This is a genomic window from Micromonospora sp. NPDC005161, from assembly GCF_053599855.1.
Genome location: NZ_JBSFYQ010000015.1, coordinates 1 through 14,911, shown reverse-complemented (window position 1 = coordinate 14,911; position 14,911 = coordinate 1). Strand labels below are relative to the sequence as shown.

Annotated in this window: 13 protein-coding genes; 11 read left to right on the top strand and 2 right to left on the bottom strand. The window is 71.4% G+C overall.

Annotation, left to right across the window (positions count from 1 at the left end; genetic code table 11):
• Window positions 1–3 precede the first annotated feature (3 nt).
• The 7 genes from ACWD5O_RS16550 (at window position 4) to nadC (ending at window position 6,921) form a co-directional block, all read left to right on the top strand.
• The gene (locus ACWD5O_RS16550; protein ID WP_450085836.1) at window positions 4–594 is read left to right on the top strand and encodes a TetR family transcriptional regulator; all 591 of its coding nucleotides are present in this window, start codon (window positions 4–6) and stop codon (window positions 592–594) included.
• A gap of 188 nt (window positions 595–782) precedes the next feature.
• Window positions 783–1,742: a Rossmann-like and DUF2520 domain-containing protein gene (locus tag ACWD5O_RS16545; RefSeq protein ID WP_450085835.1), complete on the top strand. Its 960-nt coding sequence runs from the start codon at window positions 783–785 to the stop codon at window positions 1,740–1,742.
• A 55-nt stretch (window positions 1,743–1,797) separates the two neighbouring features.
• Window positions 1,798–2,646 (top strand): pantoate--beta-alanine ligase, encoded by an 849-nt coding sequence (panC, locus tag ACWD5O_RS16540; RefSeq protein ID WP_450085834.1) that lies wholly within the window; start codon window positions 1,798–1,800, stop codon window positions 2,644–2,646.
• A gap of 41 nt (window positions 2,647–2,687) precedes the next feature.
• Window positions 2,688–3,116, top strand: a complete 429-nt coding sequence (gene panD, locus ACWD5O_RS16535) for an aspartate 1-decarboxylase (RefSeq protein WP_450085833.1) — start codon at window positions 2,688–2,690, stop codon at window positions 3,114–3,116.
• A gap of 93 nt (window positions 3,117–3,209) precedes the next feature.
• Window positions 3,210–4,106, top strand: coding sequence for a septum formation family protein (locus tag ACWD5O_RS16530; protein WP_387324255.1), 897 nt, complete (start codon window positions 3,210–3,212; stop codon window positions 4,104–4,106).
• Window positions 4,107–4,214: 108 nt separating this feature from the next.
• Complete coding sequence (locus ACWD5O_RS16525) at window positions 4,215–5,912, top strand: L-aspartate oxidase (protein WP_387324257.1); 1,698 nt, start codon at window positions 4,215–4,217, stop codon at window positions 5,910–5,912.
• A gap of 112 nt (window positions 5,913–6,024) precedes the next feature.
• Entirely contained in the window at window positions 6,025–6,921 is an 897-nt protein-coding gene (nadC, locus tag ACWD5O_RS16520; protein ID WP_450004521.1) for a carboxylating nicotinate-nucleotide diphosphorylase, read from the top strand.
• A gap of 29 nt (window positions 6,922–6,950) precedes the next feature.
• On the opposite strand, the gene ACWD5O_RS16515 is transcribed toward nadC, so the two are convergent.
• Window positions 6,951–7,559 carry a hypothetical protein gene (locus ACWD5O_RS16515; RefSeq protein ID WP_450085832.1) on the bottom strand — a complete coding sequence of 203 codons (609 nt, stop codon included), beginning with the start codon at window positions 7,557–7,559 and terminating at the stop codon, window positions 6,951–6,953.
• A gap of 633 nt (window positions 7,560–8,192) precedes the next feature.
• Here ACWD5O_RS16515 and ACWD5O_RS16510 point away from each other — a divergent pair.
• Window positions 8,193–8,951: a type III pantothenate kinase gene (locus ACWD5O_RS16510; protein ID WP_354963448.1), complete on the top strand. Its 759-nt coding sequence runs from the start codon at window positions 8,193–8,195 to the stop codon at window positions 8,949–8,951.
• A gap of 13 nt (window positions 8,952–8,964) precedes the next feature.
• Here ACWD5O_RS16510 and ACWD5O_RS16505 read toward each other — a convergent pair whose 3' ends face one another.
• A complete protein-coding gene (locus ACWD5O_RS16505) occupies window positions 8,965–9,705 on the bottom strand; it encodes a class I SAM-dependent methyltransferase (RefSeq protein WP_387324265.1) in 741 nt (246 codons plus the stop codon).
• Window positions 9,706–9,793: 88 nt separating this feature from the next.
• On the opposite strand from ACWD5O_RS16505, the gene lysS reads away from it, so the two are divergent.
• The 3 genes from lysS (at window position 9,794) to ACWD5O_RS16490 (ending at window position 14,804) form a co-directional block, all read left to right on the top strand.
• Window positions 9,794–11,302: a lysine--tRNA ligase gene (gene lysS, locus ACWD5O_RS16500; protein WP_387324267.1), complete on the top strand. Its 1,509-nt coding sequence runs from the start codon at window positions 9,794–9,796 to the stop codon at window positions 11,300–11,302.
• Between the two features lie 111 nt (window positions 11,303–11,413).
• Window positions 11,414–11,758 carry a histone-like nucleoid-structuring protein Lsr2 gene (locus tag ACWD5O_RS16495; RefSeq protein ID WP_074318984.1) on the top strand — a complete coding sequence of 115 codons (345 nt, stop codon included), beginning with the start codon at window positions 11,414–11,416 and terminating at the stop codon, window positions 11,756–11,758.
• Between the two features lie 514 nt (window positions 11,759–12,272).
• The gene (locus ACWD5O_RS16490; RefSeq protein ID WP_354963451.1) at window positions 12,273–14,804 is read left to right on the top strand and encodes an ATP-dependent Clp protease ATP-binding subunit; all 2,532 of its coding nucleotides are present in this window, start codon (window positions 12,273–12,275) and stop codon (window positions 14,802–14,804) included.
• Window positions 14,805–14,911: the final 107 nt, after the last annotated feature.

The window sequence follows — 14,911 nt, the reverse complement described above, 5'->3', positions numbered from 1 at the left end:
CACATGGCCCGCTGGCAACCGGACGCGCGCGGCCGCCTGGAGGCGGCCGCCTTCGAGCTGTTCCGTGAACGCGGGTTCGAACAGACGACGGTCGCCGACATCGCCGCCCGCGCCGGCCTCGACAAACGCACCTTCTACCGGCTCTTCGGCGACAAGCGCGAGGCGCTCTTCAGCGGCGGCGGGCACCTGGAGGAGGTCCTGGTCAAGGCGGTGGCCGAGACGGACGCCGCCCCTTTCGAGGCGGTCGTCGCCGCCTTCCGTCGAGTGGCGGAGGAAATCTTCGCCGACCGCCTCGAGCTGGTCCGGGTGCGTCAGTCCATCATTGCGAGCAGCCCCGAGCTGCAGGAGCGTGAGCTGCGTAAAGGGACCTCAATGGTGGCCGCGGTCATCGCCGCCCTGCGGGCCAAGGGCCTCGGCGAGACCACGGCCACCCTGGCCACCGAGTCGGGTGTCACCGTCTTCCGGGTTGCGTACGCCCGTTGGGTCGCGCCCGACAGCGACGCCCCGCTCACCGACCTGATCGCCGAGGTGGCCACCGAGCTGCGCGCGATCACTTCGGCCCCGGGGCCATGCCCCGACCGTGGTCGGCCGTGACCTCCACCCCGCTGCCCGGGTGATGCACCCCGCCGCTGGTCCCGCACTGGTTGGGAAGGGCCCTTGAGGCGTTAACAAGGGGCCCTTTCTTCGGTGGTGAACGTTTTCACACATCCTGTTTCGGCTCTGTGACGCGGGCGCATACTTGCGATCGACCGGTACCCCTTCTCGAGGACTGGATCGTCGTCATGAGCGCACCGCTGCGCCCGCGTCCGGCCGCCCCTCACGGGCCCGCCGTTCTCGGTGCTCCCCCCGCCACCTCCCGTCTGCTCACCGTCGGTGTCGTTGGCGCCGGCCGGGTCGGTGCCGTGCTGGGCGCCGCACTCGCCGCCGCCGGCCACCGGGTGGTCGCCGTCACCGGCGGCTCCGGAGCCAGCAGTGCCCGGCTCGCCCTGCTGCTGCCGGAGGTGCCCCGCCGCCCGGTTTCCGCTGTCGCCCACGCCGCCACCGACCTGCTGCTGCTCGCGGTGCCGGACGACGCGCTGGCCGGTGTGGTGGCCGACCTCGCCGACCAGGGCGCGCTGCGCCCGGGCCAGATCGTCGCGCACACCTCCGGCGCCCACGGGCTGACCGTGCTGGCGCCGGCCGTCGCGGTGGGCGCCCGGCCGCTCGCCCTGCACCCGGCGATGACCTTCACCGGTACGCCGGACGACCTGACCCGGCTGGCCGGCATCTCGTACGGGGTGACCGCTCCGGCGGAGTTGCGCCCCCTGGCCGCCCGACTGGTCGCCGACCTCGGCGGGGTGCCCGAGTGGGTGGGCGAGGCCGACCGCCCGCTGTACCACGCCGCGCTGGCCCACGGCGCGAACCACCTGGTGACCCTGGTGAACGAGGCCACCGACCGGCTGCGCGACGCCGGGGTGGCCCGGCCGGAGAAGGTGCTCGCCCCGTTGCTGCGGGCGGCCCTGGAGAACGCGCTGCGGCTCGGCGACGACGCGCTCACCGGCCCGGTCTCGCGTGGCGACGCGGGCACGGTCCAGCGGCACCTGGCCCGGTTGGCCGCGACCGCCCCGGAGTCCGTTCCCGCGTACCTGGCGCTGGCCCGGCGTACCGCCGACCGGGCGATCGCCGCCGGCCGGCTGCGGCCGGTGGACGCGCAGTCGCTGCTCGGCGTGCTCGCCGACACCACCCGGCAGGTGAACGCGTGAGCGCGAGGAGTGAGCCGATCTTGCGAGCCTCGCAGTGCTGGACGGAGGTGACGCGATGACGCAGCTTGTGCACACCCGCGCCGACCTGGCCGAGGCTCGTGCCGGGCTGAAGGGCACGGTCGGTGTGGTGATGACCATGGGTGCCCTGCACTCCGGGCATGAGACGCTGCTGCGCGCGGCGCGGGACCGGGCCGACCACGTGCTGGTGACGATCTTCGTGAACCCGTTGCAGTTCGGGCCGAACGAGGACTTCGACCGCTATCCGCGGACCCTGGACGCGGACCTCGAGGTGTGCCGTCGGGCCGGCGCCGACGTGGTCTTCGTCCCGTCGGTGGCCGAGATGTACCCGGACGGCCAGCCCCGGGTGCGGCTCGACCCGGGCCCGCTCGGCGAGGAGTTGGAGGGAGCGAGCCGGCCCGGCTTCTTCCACGGGGTGCTCACCGTGGTGCTGAAGCTGTTCCAGCTCACCCAGCCGGACCTGGCGTTCTTCGGAGAGAAGGACTACCAGCAGCTCACCCTGGTCCGGCGGATGGCCCGGGATCTGGACGTGCCGGTCGAGGTGGTCGGTGTGCCGACCGTCCGGGAGCCGGACGGGTTGGCGCTGTCCAGCCGTAACCGCTACCTGAGCGGGCCCGAGCGCGCCGCCGCGCTGAGCCTGTCCGCCGCGCTGCGGGCCGGTGCCCAGGCCGCCGATGCCGGTCTGGACGCGGGGGCGGTGCTGACCGCCGCGCACGCCGCGTTCGGCGCCGGTACGCCGGGTGCCCGGCTCGACTACCTGGTGCTCACCGATCCGGAGCTGGAGCCGGGGCCGGTGTCCGGGCCGGCGCGGCTGGTGATCGCCGCGTGGGTGGGCGCCACGCGGTTGATCGACAACGCGGCCATCCACCTCGCTCCCCGCCCCTGACCCGGCCGCACCCTCCACCACTTTCGCGAAAGGCCATCCCGATGCTGCGGACCATGCTCAAGTCGAAGATCCACCGCGCCACGGTGACCCAGGCCGACCTGCACTACGTCGGTTCGGTGACGGTGGACGAGGATCTGCTCGACGCCGCCGACCTGCTCCCCGGCGAGCAGGTGGCGATCGTGGACATCACCAACGGTGCCCGGCTGGAGACGTACGTCATCCCGGGCGAGCGGGGCAGTGGCGTGATCGGCATCAACGGCGCGGCCGCGCACCTGGTGCACCCTGGTGACCTGGTCATCCTGATCTCGTACGGGCAGATGGACGACGCCGAGGCCCGGTCGTACCGGCCGCGGGTGGTGCACGTGGACGCCGACAACCGGGTGGTCGAGCTGGGCGCCGATCCGGCTGCGGCGGCTCCGGGCACGGCCGGCGACCCGGTGCCGAGCCCGCTGGCCGTGGCCAGCGTCTGATCCGCGCGGCGATTCCGGTCTGTCACCGGAAGGTCATTTCCGGTTACCCTTGTCACGCCGTCGGAAGCTGGTCGGTGGCTGGGGGAGGCCGCGATGCGCCGTGCGATGACGACCCTGCTCGCCGCCGCCGCCACGGCAGTTCTGCTGGTCGGCTGCGCCGGAGACGGCGGCCTGGACGATGATCTGACCGATGACTGGGCGGCCCTGCCGCCAGCGGCGGCGCTCACCCCGGTCGCCGGGGTGTGTCAGGCCGCCGACTTCACCGACGTGGTCACCCTGGCCAGCTACCAGCCGATGGACTGCGCCGGCCCGCACCGGTTGGAGACCGTGCACGTCGGCGCTTTTCCGGTCGAGCGGGCCACCGCCCCGGCCGGTGGCTCGGCGGAGCTGCGTGGCGCGTTCGCCGACTGCGACACCCGGGCCACCGGGTATGTGGGCGACGACTGGCGGGCGGGCCGGCTGCGGCTGTCGGTGGCGCTGCCCTCGGCGCCGGGCTGGGCGGCCGGATCCCGCTGGTACCGGTGCGACCTCAGCGAGCTGACCACGGTGGAGGCGGCGGCCACGGTGGTGGTCCGGTCGGGCAGCCTGCGGGACGCGTTGAAGGGGCCCTCCGGGCTGCGGCTGGGCTGTCAGCAGACCCGCGGCGGGGCCGGCCGGGGCGTGCAGACGCTGATCCCGGTGGAGTGCGGCGCTCGGCACGACGCCGAGTTCGTCGGGGTCTGGCGAGCGCCGGACCGGCCGTACCCGACCCGGGATGCCGACTGGGCTCCGCTCTACACGGGTTGTCGCAGCGTCCTCGGCCGGTATGTGGGGGTGCCGGACGACGCCGAGCTGCGGTTCCGCAGCGGAGTGGTCGTTCGCCCGCCGGGTGCGGGGCGCTGGCGGGTCGGTGACCGGGGGGTCCGCTGCTACCTGTGGCTCAGCGACCGTACGGTGACCGCCTCGCTGCGGAGCGCGGGCCCGGCGGGGCTGCCGGTCCGGACGAAGTGACCATGGCCCACCGGTCTGCGCGGCGCGGTGGGTGCGGGACGGGGTAGCCCATACCACTCGTCCCGCCCCCGGCGCCCCGGACGAGGACGGTTCGGGTTGACTGGGGGGATGGACCTTCCGACCGTCGACCTGCCGGCCCTGCCCCCGTTGCTGGCCGCGCCCGCGCCAGGCTGGGTGGAGACCACCGACGTGATCGTGGTGGGTTCCGGGGTCGCCGGGTTGACCGCGGCGCTGCACCTGCGCGAGGCGGGCCTGCACGTCACGGTGGTCACCAAGGTCAATATCGATGACGGCTCGACCCGGTGGGCGCAGGGCGGCATCGCGGCGGTCCTCGATCCGCGGGACACTCCGGCGGCGCACGCCTCGGACACCGAGGTCGCCGGCGTCGGGCTCTGCGACCCGGCGGCTGTCCAGGTGCTGGTCGAGGAGGGCCCGGTCCGACTGCGGGAGCTGATCCGGATCGGCGCCGAGTTCGACCGCCACCCGGACGGCTCGTTGATGCTGACCCGTGAGGGCGGGCACCGGGCGGACCGGATCGTGCACGCCGGCGGGGACGCCACCGGGGCCGAGGTGCAGCGGGCGCTGCACGCGGCGGTTCAGCGGGACCCGTGGATCCGGTTGGTCGAGCACGCCCTGGTGCTGGACCTGCTGCGCGCTCCCGGCGACGGCCCGGACGGGCTCGGCCGGGCCTGCGGGATCACCCTGCATGTGCTCGGCGAGGGCAGCGAGGACGGCGTCGGAGCGCTGCTGGCCCGGGCGGTGGTGCTGGCCACCGGCGGGATGGGCCAGATCTTCGCGGCCACCACCAACCCGGCGGTCTCCACCGGGGACGGGGTGGCGCTGGCGATGCGGGCGGGCGCGGCGGTGACCGACGTGGAGTTCGTCCAGTTCCATCCGACCGCCCTCATGACGCCGCCCGGTGCCGGTGTGCCCGGCGCCGGGCACGCGCAGCAGCCGCTGGTTTCCGAGGCGCTGCGCGGCGAGGGCGCGTACCTGGTGGACGGGGACGGCAAGCGGTTCATGGTGGGCCAGCACGAGCTGGCCGAGCTGGCTCCCCGGGACGTCGTGGCCAAGGGCATCCACCGGGTGCTGCTCGCCACCGGCGCGGACCACGTCTTCCTCGACGCCCGGCACCTGGGCGGGGAGTTCCTGGCCGGGCGGTTCCCGACCATCGTGGCGTCCTGCCTGGCGATCGGTGTCGACCCGGCCACGGACCTGATCCCGGTCGCCCCGGCCGCGCACTACGCCTCCGGCGGTGTCCGCACCGATCTGTTCGGCCGCACCTCGATTCCCGGCCTGTACGCGTGCGGCGAGGTCGCCTGCACGGGCGTGCACGGCGCGAACCGCCTGGCCAGCAATTCGCTGTTGGAGGGTCTGGTCTTCTCCCGGCGGATCGCCGACGACATCGCGGCGGGCCTGCCCGAGCAGGTCCGACCGGCGGACACCGGCGCGTGGCGCGGTGGTGCGGGCTGGGTGCTGCCGGCCGAGGCGACGCCGGCCCTGCAACGGGCGATGACCCGGGGCGCCGGGGTGCTCCGTTCGGCTGCCACGCTGGCCGAGACGGCCGGGACGCTGACCGAGATGGGCACCGCCCGAGGTCGGCCGCGGACGGCCGACTGGGAGGCGACGAACCTGCTCACCGTGGCGTCGACGTTGGTGGCCGCAGCGTACGCGCGCGGTGAGACCCGGGGTTGCCACTGGCGGGAGGACTTCCCGACGGCCGACGAGCGGTGGTTGGGCCACCTGGTCGGGTCGGTCGGGGCGCAGGGTCGGTTGACGCAGCAGTGGGAGGGACGGCAACAGTGAGCGCGAGGAGTGAGCCGGTGTTGCGAGCCCCGCAGTCGCGAACGGAGATGGCCCAGTGAGCGCGAGGAGTGAGCCGGTGTTGCGAGCCCCGCAGTCGCGAACGGAGATGGCATTGACGGAGTCGACGCAGCGGGCGTTGCGGGCGGGCGGCCTGGACCCGGCGCAGGTGCGGACGGTGATCGAGACCGCGCTGGTCGAGGATCTGGGGCCGGACTTCCTCGACGTCACCAGCGTGGCCACCATCCCGGCGGAGCAGACCGACACCGCCGATCTGGTGGCCCGCGCGGACGGCGTGGTGGCCGGGCTGAGCGTGGCCGCCGCCGTGTTCGAGCTGGTCGGCGAGGTGACCGGCTTCGGCCGTACCGTCGAGGTGTCGCAGGTGGCCTGCGACGGCGAGCGGGTGGCCCGCGGCGATGTGCTGGCGACGGTGACCGGGCCGACCCGGCTGCTGCTCACCGCCGAGCGGACGGCGCTCAACCTGCTCTGCCGGATGTCCGGGGTGGCCACCCACACCCGTGCCTGGGCGGACGCGCTGGCCGGCACGAAGGCGATGGTGCTGGACACCCGCAAGACCACGCCGGGCCTGCGGGCGCTGGAGAAGTACGCGGTGCGGGCGGGCGGCGGCACCAACAAGCGGATGGGCCTCTATGACGTGGCCATGATCAAGGACAACCACAAGCTCGCGGCCGGGGGCATCACCGCGGCGTACCGGCGGGTCCGGGAGGCGTTCCCGGAGGTGCCGGTGCAGGTCGAGGTGACCACGGTCGACGAGGCGCTGGAGGCGGTGGACGCCGGCGCGGACTTCCTGCTCTGCGACAACATGACCCCGGAGACGCTGGCCGAGGCGGTGGCCGCGGTGGGTGACCGGGCGGAGCTGGAGGCGACCGGCGGGCTCACCCTGGAGGTGGCCGGCCGGTACGCGGCCACCGGCGTGGACTTCCTCTCGGTGGGCGCGCTGACCCACTCGTCGCCCATCCTGGACATCGCGATGGACCTGCGGATCGAATGACGGGTACGCGGCCGGCGGCGGGCCGGGCCTCAGACGGTGGTCAGTGAGGTGGCGGCCAGATTGAAGATCACCCGGTTCTCGGTGTCCTGCCGGCCGTCGAGCCCGTACTTGGCCCGGAAGAGCTCCAGCACCCGGTTGTAGATCGCGGGCGCCAGCTCGTCCGCCTCGCCGATGGCGAAGACCTCGCCCGCCACCTCGGGCCGGTCCAGCACCACACTCAGCCCGGCCAGCCCGTGTCGGGCGACGTTGCGCACCAGGTCGGTGCCGGCGATGTACCAGTCGCCGTCGGAGCGTACGTAGAGCGCCTCGCAGGTCTCCACGTCCCGTCCGGCCTGGCGTAGGCAGAGCCGCAGGCTGAGGCAGGCCTCCAGGTCCTCCAGGGGCGCGGTCTCCCACAGCTCGGCGAACCGGTCGTCGACGAACTCGCCCAGCGGGGTGGAGACGAACGCCTCGATCTGCTGGGTGTCGAAGGTGCTGCCCTGCACCGGGAAGAACGAGATGAACGCCTTGCCGTCCCAGCGGTACATCTGCACGGAAGGGGCGGCGCTGTAGACCCGGACCTGGAGCCGGGCCCGGGCCGCCTCCGGCAGCTCCTCGCGGAGCCGGGCCAGGTGCCACAGGTTGTTGAGGATGGCCACCGAGGCGTCCCGCCGGCGCAGCTCCTCGCCGCGCAGCCGGACCGCCGGCGCAGCTCCTCGCCGCGCAGCCGGACCGCCGGTGAGTCCGGGTCCAGCAGCAGCACCTTGACGGTGGCGCCGTTGGCGAGCGCGGAGCGCAGCGCGGCCACGAACCGGGTCGCGTACGGGCCCTCGAGCATGCTGGTCCAGGTCTCCAGGATGGCCACGGTCTCCCGGCACTGGGCGACCCGTTCGATCAGCGCATCCCGGTCCAGCCGGGGATGCTCGATGATGCTGACCGTCTGGAGTTCGCGGAAGAGCGGGTTGAGCACCACGTAGGTCAGCAGCGTCATGATCAGCGCGGCGCCGATGTTGAGGTAGAGGTCCCCGGCGAAGCTGCCGGTCTCCCGTCGGGACGCCTGCCACGCCTGCACGATCATCCAGATCGCGCCGCCGGCCAGCGCGACCAGCACCAGCACGTGCCGCCGGCGCCGGCGCAGGGTGTTGCGCCCGCGCACCCACCACGTCCCCGACATGTCCGCTCCCCGTCCGGCCGCGCCGTGGATCGACCTATGTTCATGTCGTGATGGGACCAGGATACGGTCCGCCGGCCGGTCCGCGCCCGTCCGTACGGTCGTTGTCTAGGCTTCGTGCGTGCTGCTCTGCATCGACATCGGAAACACCAACACCGTGCTGGCGACCTTCGACGGCGACAAGCTGGTGCATTCCTGGCGGATCAAGACCGATGCCCGCTCGACGGCGGACGAGCTGGGCCTGATGTTCCGGGGCCTGCTCGCCGGGGACAACGTCGAGATCACCGGCGTGGCCGCCTGCTCCACGGTGCCGGCCGCGCTGCGCTCGCTGCGCACCATGCTCGGCCGCTACTACGCCGACCTGCCCAGCGTGATCGTCGAGCCCGGTGTGCGGACCGGGGTTCAGCTGGCGATCGACAACCCGAAGGAGGTGGGTGCCGACCGGGTGGTGAACACGCTGGCCGCGTACACGCTCTACGGCGGGCCGTCGATCGTGGTGGACTTTGGCACCACCACCAACTTCGACGTGATCAGCGGTCGTGGCGAGTTCCTCGGCGGGGCGTTCGCCCCGGGCATCGAGATCTCCTTCGACGCGCTGGCCGCCAGGGCCGCCCAGCTGCGCAAGGTCGAGGCCACCAAGCCCCGCTCGGTGATCGGCAAGAACACCGTGGAGTGCCTCCAGTCCGGCCTGTACTTCGGCTTCGCCGGGCAGGTGGACCGGATCGTCGAGCGGATGACCGAGGAGCTGGGCGAGGTGAAGGCGGTGATCGCCACCGGCGGCCTCGCCGCGCTGGTGATCAACGAATGCCACAGCATCACCCACCACGAGCCGATGATCACGTTGATCGGGCTGCGGATGGTCTACGACCGGAACCTGTGACTCCGGTGGGGGTTCAGCGCCGTCGGGCGCGGAAGACCACGGTCCGGTACGGCAGCTCGACGCTCTCCCGTCCGGCCAGGTCCGGATGGCCGGCGAGTAGCTGCCGCAGCTCCCGGTCGACGGTCGCCCGCTGCTGGCGATCCGCCGTCAGGTAGTGGGAGCGGGTGTGACTCATCCCGACCACTTCGTCGGGGGTGAGGGTGGTGTGGTGCTCGAACACGCCCAGCTCCACCGCGTCGAAGGCCGGGCCGAGGTCGGTCACCGACTCGGTCAGGTCGGTGGTGTGGTCGCCCATGTGGGCGATCCGGCCCAGCTCGGCCACCCAGTCGACGCGATCGTCCCGGGTGTTCCAGATCGGGGCGAACGTCCCGCCCGGCCGCAGCACGCGGGCGACCTCGGCGTGCGCGCGCTCCTTGTCGAACCAGTGGTAGGCCTGGCCGACCACCACCGCGTCGGCGCTGCCGTCCGGTAGCGGCATCGACTCGGCGCTGCCGGCCAGGGCCGTGACGTCGGGGGTGGCGGAGTCCAGTTGGGCCCGCATGCCGGGGTCGGGCTCCACCGGCAGCACCCGGTGGCCGAGTGCCCGTACGACCCTGGTCAGGATGCCGGTGCCGGCCCCGAGGTCGACGACCTGCGCGGCGTCGCTCAGCCCGTCGAGCGCCCAGCGCACCGCCTCTACGGGATAGCTGGGACGAAACCGGTCATAGTCGCTGGCCGCGGCACCGAAGGACAGGGCGTGAGTGTGATCGACCATGAGGCGCAGGTTATCCGGTAACGACCCCCAGGAGGCTTGAGTACGCTCGGGCCTGACCCCCCGTATCTCCGTGACGAGGAAGCGTGCCGTGAGCGAGCAGAACGCCGTGCCAGTGGACCCCGCCGACGACCTTCCCGAGCAGATGAAGGTCCGCCGGGAGAAGCGGGACCGGATGATCGCCGACGGCATCGAGGCCTACCCCGTCGGATTCCCGCGTACCGCCACCCTGTCGGAGGTCCGTGGGCGCTACGCCGACCTGCCCACCGACACCGCCACCGGCGACCAGGTCTCGGTAACCGGACGGGTGATCTTCGTACGCAACACGGGCAAGCTCTGCTTCGCGACGCTGCGCGACGGCGACGGCACCGAGTTGCAGGCGATGCTCTCGCTTGACCGGGTCGGGCCGGAGCGGCTGGAGGCCTGGAAGCGGCTGGTCGACCTCGGCGACCACGTCGGTGTCGCCGGCGAGGTGATCACCAGTCGCCGCGGTGAGCTGTCGGTGCTGGCCGACCGTTGGGACATGACCGCCAAGGCGCTGCGGCCGTTGCCAGTGGCGCACAAGCCCCTCTCCGAGGAGGCACGGGTCCGGCAGCGCTACGTCGACCTGATCGTCCGGCCGCAGGCCCGGCAGATGGTCCGTACCCGGGCCGCGGCGGTGCGCAGCATCCGCGATTCGTTGCATGGGCAGGGTTTCATCGAGGTGGAAACTCCGATGTTGCAACTGCTGCACGGCGGCGCGGCGGCCCGACCGTTCGTGACCCACAGCAATGCGTTGAACACCGACCTGTATCTGCGAATCGCTCCGGAACTGTTTCTCAAGCGCGCGGTGGTCGGCGGTGTCGACCGTGTCTTCGAGATCAACCGCAACTTCCGTAATGAGGGTGTCGACTCTTCGCACTCACCGGAGTTCGCGATGCTGGAGACGTACGAGGCGTACGGCGACTACGACACGATGGCCGAGTTGACCCGCAATCTCGTGCAACAGGCGGCGGTCGCGGTCAGCGGCTCGACCGTGGTGACCCACGCCGACGGTCGGGAGTTCGACCTGGGCGGTGAGTGGCGGTCGGTGACCCTGTTCGGCGTGCTTTCCGAGGCGCTTGGCGAGGAGGTCACGGTCCGCACCGAACGGTCCCGCCTCGTGGAGTACGCGGAGAAGGTGGGATTGGCCGTGGACCCGAAGTGGGGCCCGGGCAAGCTGGCCGAGGAACTGTTCGAGGAGCTGGTCGTCCCCGGCCTGGAGGCGCCCACCTTCATCCGGGACTACCCGGAGGAGACCAGCCCGCTCACCCGTGCGCACCGCAGCGAGCCGGGGCTGGCCGAGAAGTGGGACCTCTACGTGCTCGGGTTCGAGCTGGGCACCGCGTACTCGGAGCTGGTCGACCCGGTGGTGCAGCGGGAGCGGCTGGTGGCCCAGGCGCAGCTCGCCGCCCGTGGCGACGACGAGGCGATGCGTCTCGACGAGGACTTTCTCCGGGCGATGGAGTACGGAATGCCGCCGGCCGGCGGTATGGGAATGGGAATCGACCGGCTGTTGATGGCCCTGACCGGGCTCGGAATTCGGGAAACCATCCTCTTCCCGTTGGTCCGCCCGGAGTAGTCCGGCTCGCCTCGCGCCGCGTCGATACCGCATCCTATTGACGGGGCGCGCGGCGCGGGGGTTATTGTGCTCTCGTTAGCAGGAGCACCCTGCTCGAAAGGAATGTGGGACGTGGCCAAGCAGATCATTCACAAGCTGGTCGATGACCTGGACGGCGGGGACGCGGACGAGACTGTCAAGTTCGCCCTCGACGGCGTTCAGTACGAGATCGACCTGTCGAGTTCCAACGCCGCGAAATTGCGCGACGTATTCGCTCCCTACGTGGGCGCCGGCACCAAGGTGGGCCGGGGCGGCGTGGTGATCGGTGGACGGGCCGCCCGCGGCCGGGGCGGCGCGACCGCCGACCGGGAGCAGAACAAGGCGATCCGGGAGTGGGCCAAGAAGGCCGGCAAGGACATCTCGGACCGGGGGCGCATCCCGCAGGAGATCGTCGACGAGTACCACGCGAAGCGCTGATCCTCAGCAGTCTGGTGGCCAGCGGCCGCCGCAGGGCGACACCGACGCCGGGCCGGAGCATTCTCCGGGCCGGCGTCGCCGTATTCCCGTCAGGCGCGGGGCCGGAGGCCGGAGGCCGAGCCAGGGTCGGGAAGCATTCCCACGCGACCGACGTTGTCCACAACCGGTGGAGCAGTTGTCCACAGCCTGTGGAAAACCCTCCCCAGGGTCGGGCGCAGCGTTCGTCGCCAGCGCCGGCCCCCTCCCCGGAGCTCTCCGGAGCCGGGAGAGGGCTTCCGTCGCGCCGGTCGGATTTCGCTCTGCGCGTAGCGACAGGGGTACCGGAACACCTCCTGAGCGCGGACGGTTGTGCAAAACGACGTGGAACCGACCCGTACCCGAGACACACGACCTCAGCTGAGTCGGTCAGCGACGATAGAGTAAGGAGGCACGGACGCCCGTCCCGGACGTTCGTGCACCGGCCCCGCCAAGATCTTGACCATCAAGGCGCACGGCACGTGAGGAGCACGAGGGCATGTTCGAGCGGTTCACCGACCGAGCGCGACGGGTTGTCGTCCTGGCCCAAGAAGAGGCCCGGATGCTCAACCACAACTACATCGGTACGGAACACATCCTGCTGGGCCTGATCCACGAAGGTGAAGGCGTCGCGGCAAAGGCCCTGGAGAGCCTCGGCATCTCCCTGGAGGGCGTCCGCCAGCAGGTCGAGGAGATCATCGGCCAGGGTCAGCAGGCGCCGAGCGGGCACATCCCGTTCACGCCGCGGGCCAAGAAGGTGCTGGAGCTGTCGCTGCGCGAGGCGCTGCAGCTCGGCCACAACTACATCGGCACGGAGCACATCCTGCTCGGTCTGATCCGCGAGGGTGAGGGCGTCGCCGCCCAGGTGCTGGTCAAGCTCGGCGCCGACCTCAACCGGGTCCGCCAGCAGGTGATCCAGCTGCTCTCCGGCTACCAGGGCAAGGAGCCGGCCGCGGCGGGCGCCGCGCCGGGTGAGGCCGCGCCGTCGACCAGCCTGGTGCTGGACCAGTTCGGCCGCAACCTGACCCAGGCCGCCCGTGAGGGCAAGCTCGACCCGGTCATCGGGCGCGAGAAGGAAATCGAGCGGGTCATGCAGGTGCTCTCCCGCCGTACCAAGAACAACCCGGTCCTGATCGGTGAGCCCGGCGTCGGTAAGACCGCCGTGGTGGAGGGCCTGTCCCAGAAGATCATCAAGGGCGAGGTGCCCGAGACGCTCAAGGACAAGCAGCTCTACACGCTCGACCTCGGTGCGCTGGTCGCCGGTTCCCGTTACCGCGGTGACTTCGAGGAGCGCCTCAAGAAGGTGCTCAAGGAGATCCGCACCCGCGGCGACATCATCCTGTTCATCGACGAGATCCACACCCTGGTGGGTGCGGGTGCCGCCGAGGGCGCGATCGACGCGGCGAGCATCCTCAAGCCGATGCTGGCCCGCGGTGAGCTGCAGACGATCGGTGCCACCACGCTCGACGAGTACCGCAAGCACCTGGAGAAGGACGCCGCGCTCGAGCGCCGGTTCCAGCCGATCCAGGTGGGTGAGCCGTCGCTGGCGCACACCATCGAGATCCTCAAGGGCCTGCGCGACCGCTACGAGGCGCACCACCGGGTCTCGATCACGGACGCGGCCCTCGTCGCGGCCGCGACTCTGGCCGATCGATACATCTCCGACCGCTTCCTGCCGGACAAGGCGATCGACCTGATCGACGAGGCCGGTGCCCGGATGCGGATCCGCCGGATGACCGCGCCGCCAGACCTGCGCGACTTCGACGAGCGCATCGCCCAGGTGCGTCGCGACAAGGAGTCCGCGATCGACGCGCAGGACTTCGAGCGCGCCGCCCAGCTGCGCGACAAGGAGAAGCAGCTCCTCGGCCAGAAGGCGCAGCGGGAGAAGGAGTGGAAGGCCGGTGACCTGGACGTCGTCAGCGAGGTTGACGACGAGCAGATCGCCGAGGTGCTGGGCAACTGGACCGGCATCCCGGTCTACAAGCTGACCGAGGAGGAGACCTCGCGCCTGCTGCGCATGGAGGACGAGCTGCACAAGCGCGTCATCGGCCAGGAGGACGCGGTCAAGGCGGTCTCGAAGGCGATCCGGCGTACCCGGGCCGGCCTGAAGGACCCGAAGCGCCCGTCGGGCTCGTTCATCTTCGCCGGCCCGTCCGGTGTCGGTAAGACCGAGCTGTCCAAGGCGCTCGCCGAGTTCCTCTTCGGCAGCGAGGACGCCCTCATCCAGCTGGACATGTCCGAGTTCCACGACCGCTACACGGTCTCCCGGCTGGTAGGTGCCCCTCCCGGCTACGTCGGCTACGACGAGGGCGGGCAGCTGACCGAGAAGGTGCGGCGTCGGCCGTTCTCGGTGGTTCTCTTCGACGAGATCGAGAAGGCCCACCCGGACGTGTTCAACACGCTGCTCCAGATCCTGGAGGACGGTCGGCTCACCGACGGTCAGGGTCGGATCGTGGACTTCAAGAACACGGTCATCATCCTGACCACCAACCTGGGCACCAGGGACGTCGCCAAGGCGGTGTCGCTCGGCTTCCAGGCGTCGGAGGACTCCGAGTCCAACTACGACCGGATGAAGCAGAAGGTCAACGACGAGCTCAAGCAGCACTTCCGGCCTGAGTTCCTCAACCGGATCGACGACACCATCGTCTTCCACCAGCTGCGCCAGAACGAGATCCTCTCGATCGTGGACATCATGATCCAGCGGATCGAGACGCAGCTGCGCAACAAGGACATGGGTCTGGAGCTGACCGACAACGCCAAGAAGTACCTGGCGTTGAAGGGCTTCGACCCGGTGCTCGGTGCCCGTCCTCTGCGTCGCACAATCCAGCGCGACATCGAGGACAACCTGTCCGAGCGGATCCTGTTCAACGAGCTGACCCCGGGTCAGATCGTTGTGGTGGACTGCGAGGGCGACCCGAACGACATCGACAAGTCCAAGCTCGTGTTCCGGGGCGCGGAGAAGCCGGTGGAGGTTCCGGACGCCGTGCCGGCCGACCTCGGTGGCACCGCCGCCGCGGGCGCGGACGAGTAACACAAGCAGCATCAGGGGCGGGGGGGCGCGGGGGGGGGGGCCCCGGGCGCCCCCGGTTTTTTTTTTTCCGGGTCTGGTGGGGGGTGGGGGGGTTGACCCCCCCGCGG

Bases quoted from the DNA above. Each gene is read 5' to 3' on its own strand.
- ACWD5O_RS16550 (WP_450085836.1), top strand. From the start codon at position 4: ATGGCCCGCTGGCAACCGGACGCGCGCGGCCGCCTGGAGGCGGCCGCC.
- ACWD5O_RS16545 (WP_450085835.1), top strand. From the start codon at position 783: ATGAGCGCACCGCTGCGCCCGCGTCCGGCCGCCCCTCACGGGCCCGCC.
- panC (WP_450085834.1), top strand. From the start codon at position 1,798: ATGACGCAGCTTGTGCACACCCGCGCCGACCTGGCCGAGGCTCGTGCC.
- panD (WP_450085833.1), top strand. From the start codon at position 2,688: ATGCTGCGGACCATGCTCAAGTCGAAGATCCACCGCGCCACGGTGACC.
- ACWD5O_RS16530 (WP_387324255.1), top strand. From the start codon at position 3,210: ATGCGCCGTGCGATGACGACCCTGCTCGCCGCCGCCGCCACGGCAGTT.
- ACWD5O_RS16525 (WP_387324257.1), top strand. From the start codon at position 4,215: ATGGACCTTCCGACCGTCGACCTGCCGGCCCTGCCCCCGTTGCTGGCC.
- ACWD5O_RS16505 (WP_387324265.1), bottom strand. From the start codon at position 9,705: ATGGTCGATCACACTCACGCCCTGTCCTTCGGTGCCGCGGCCAGCGAC.
- ACWD5O_RS16490 (WP_354963451.1), top strand. From the start codon at position 12,273: ATGTTCGAGCGGTTCACCGACCGAGCGCGACGGGTTGTCGTCCTGGCC.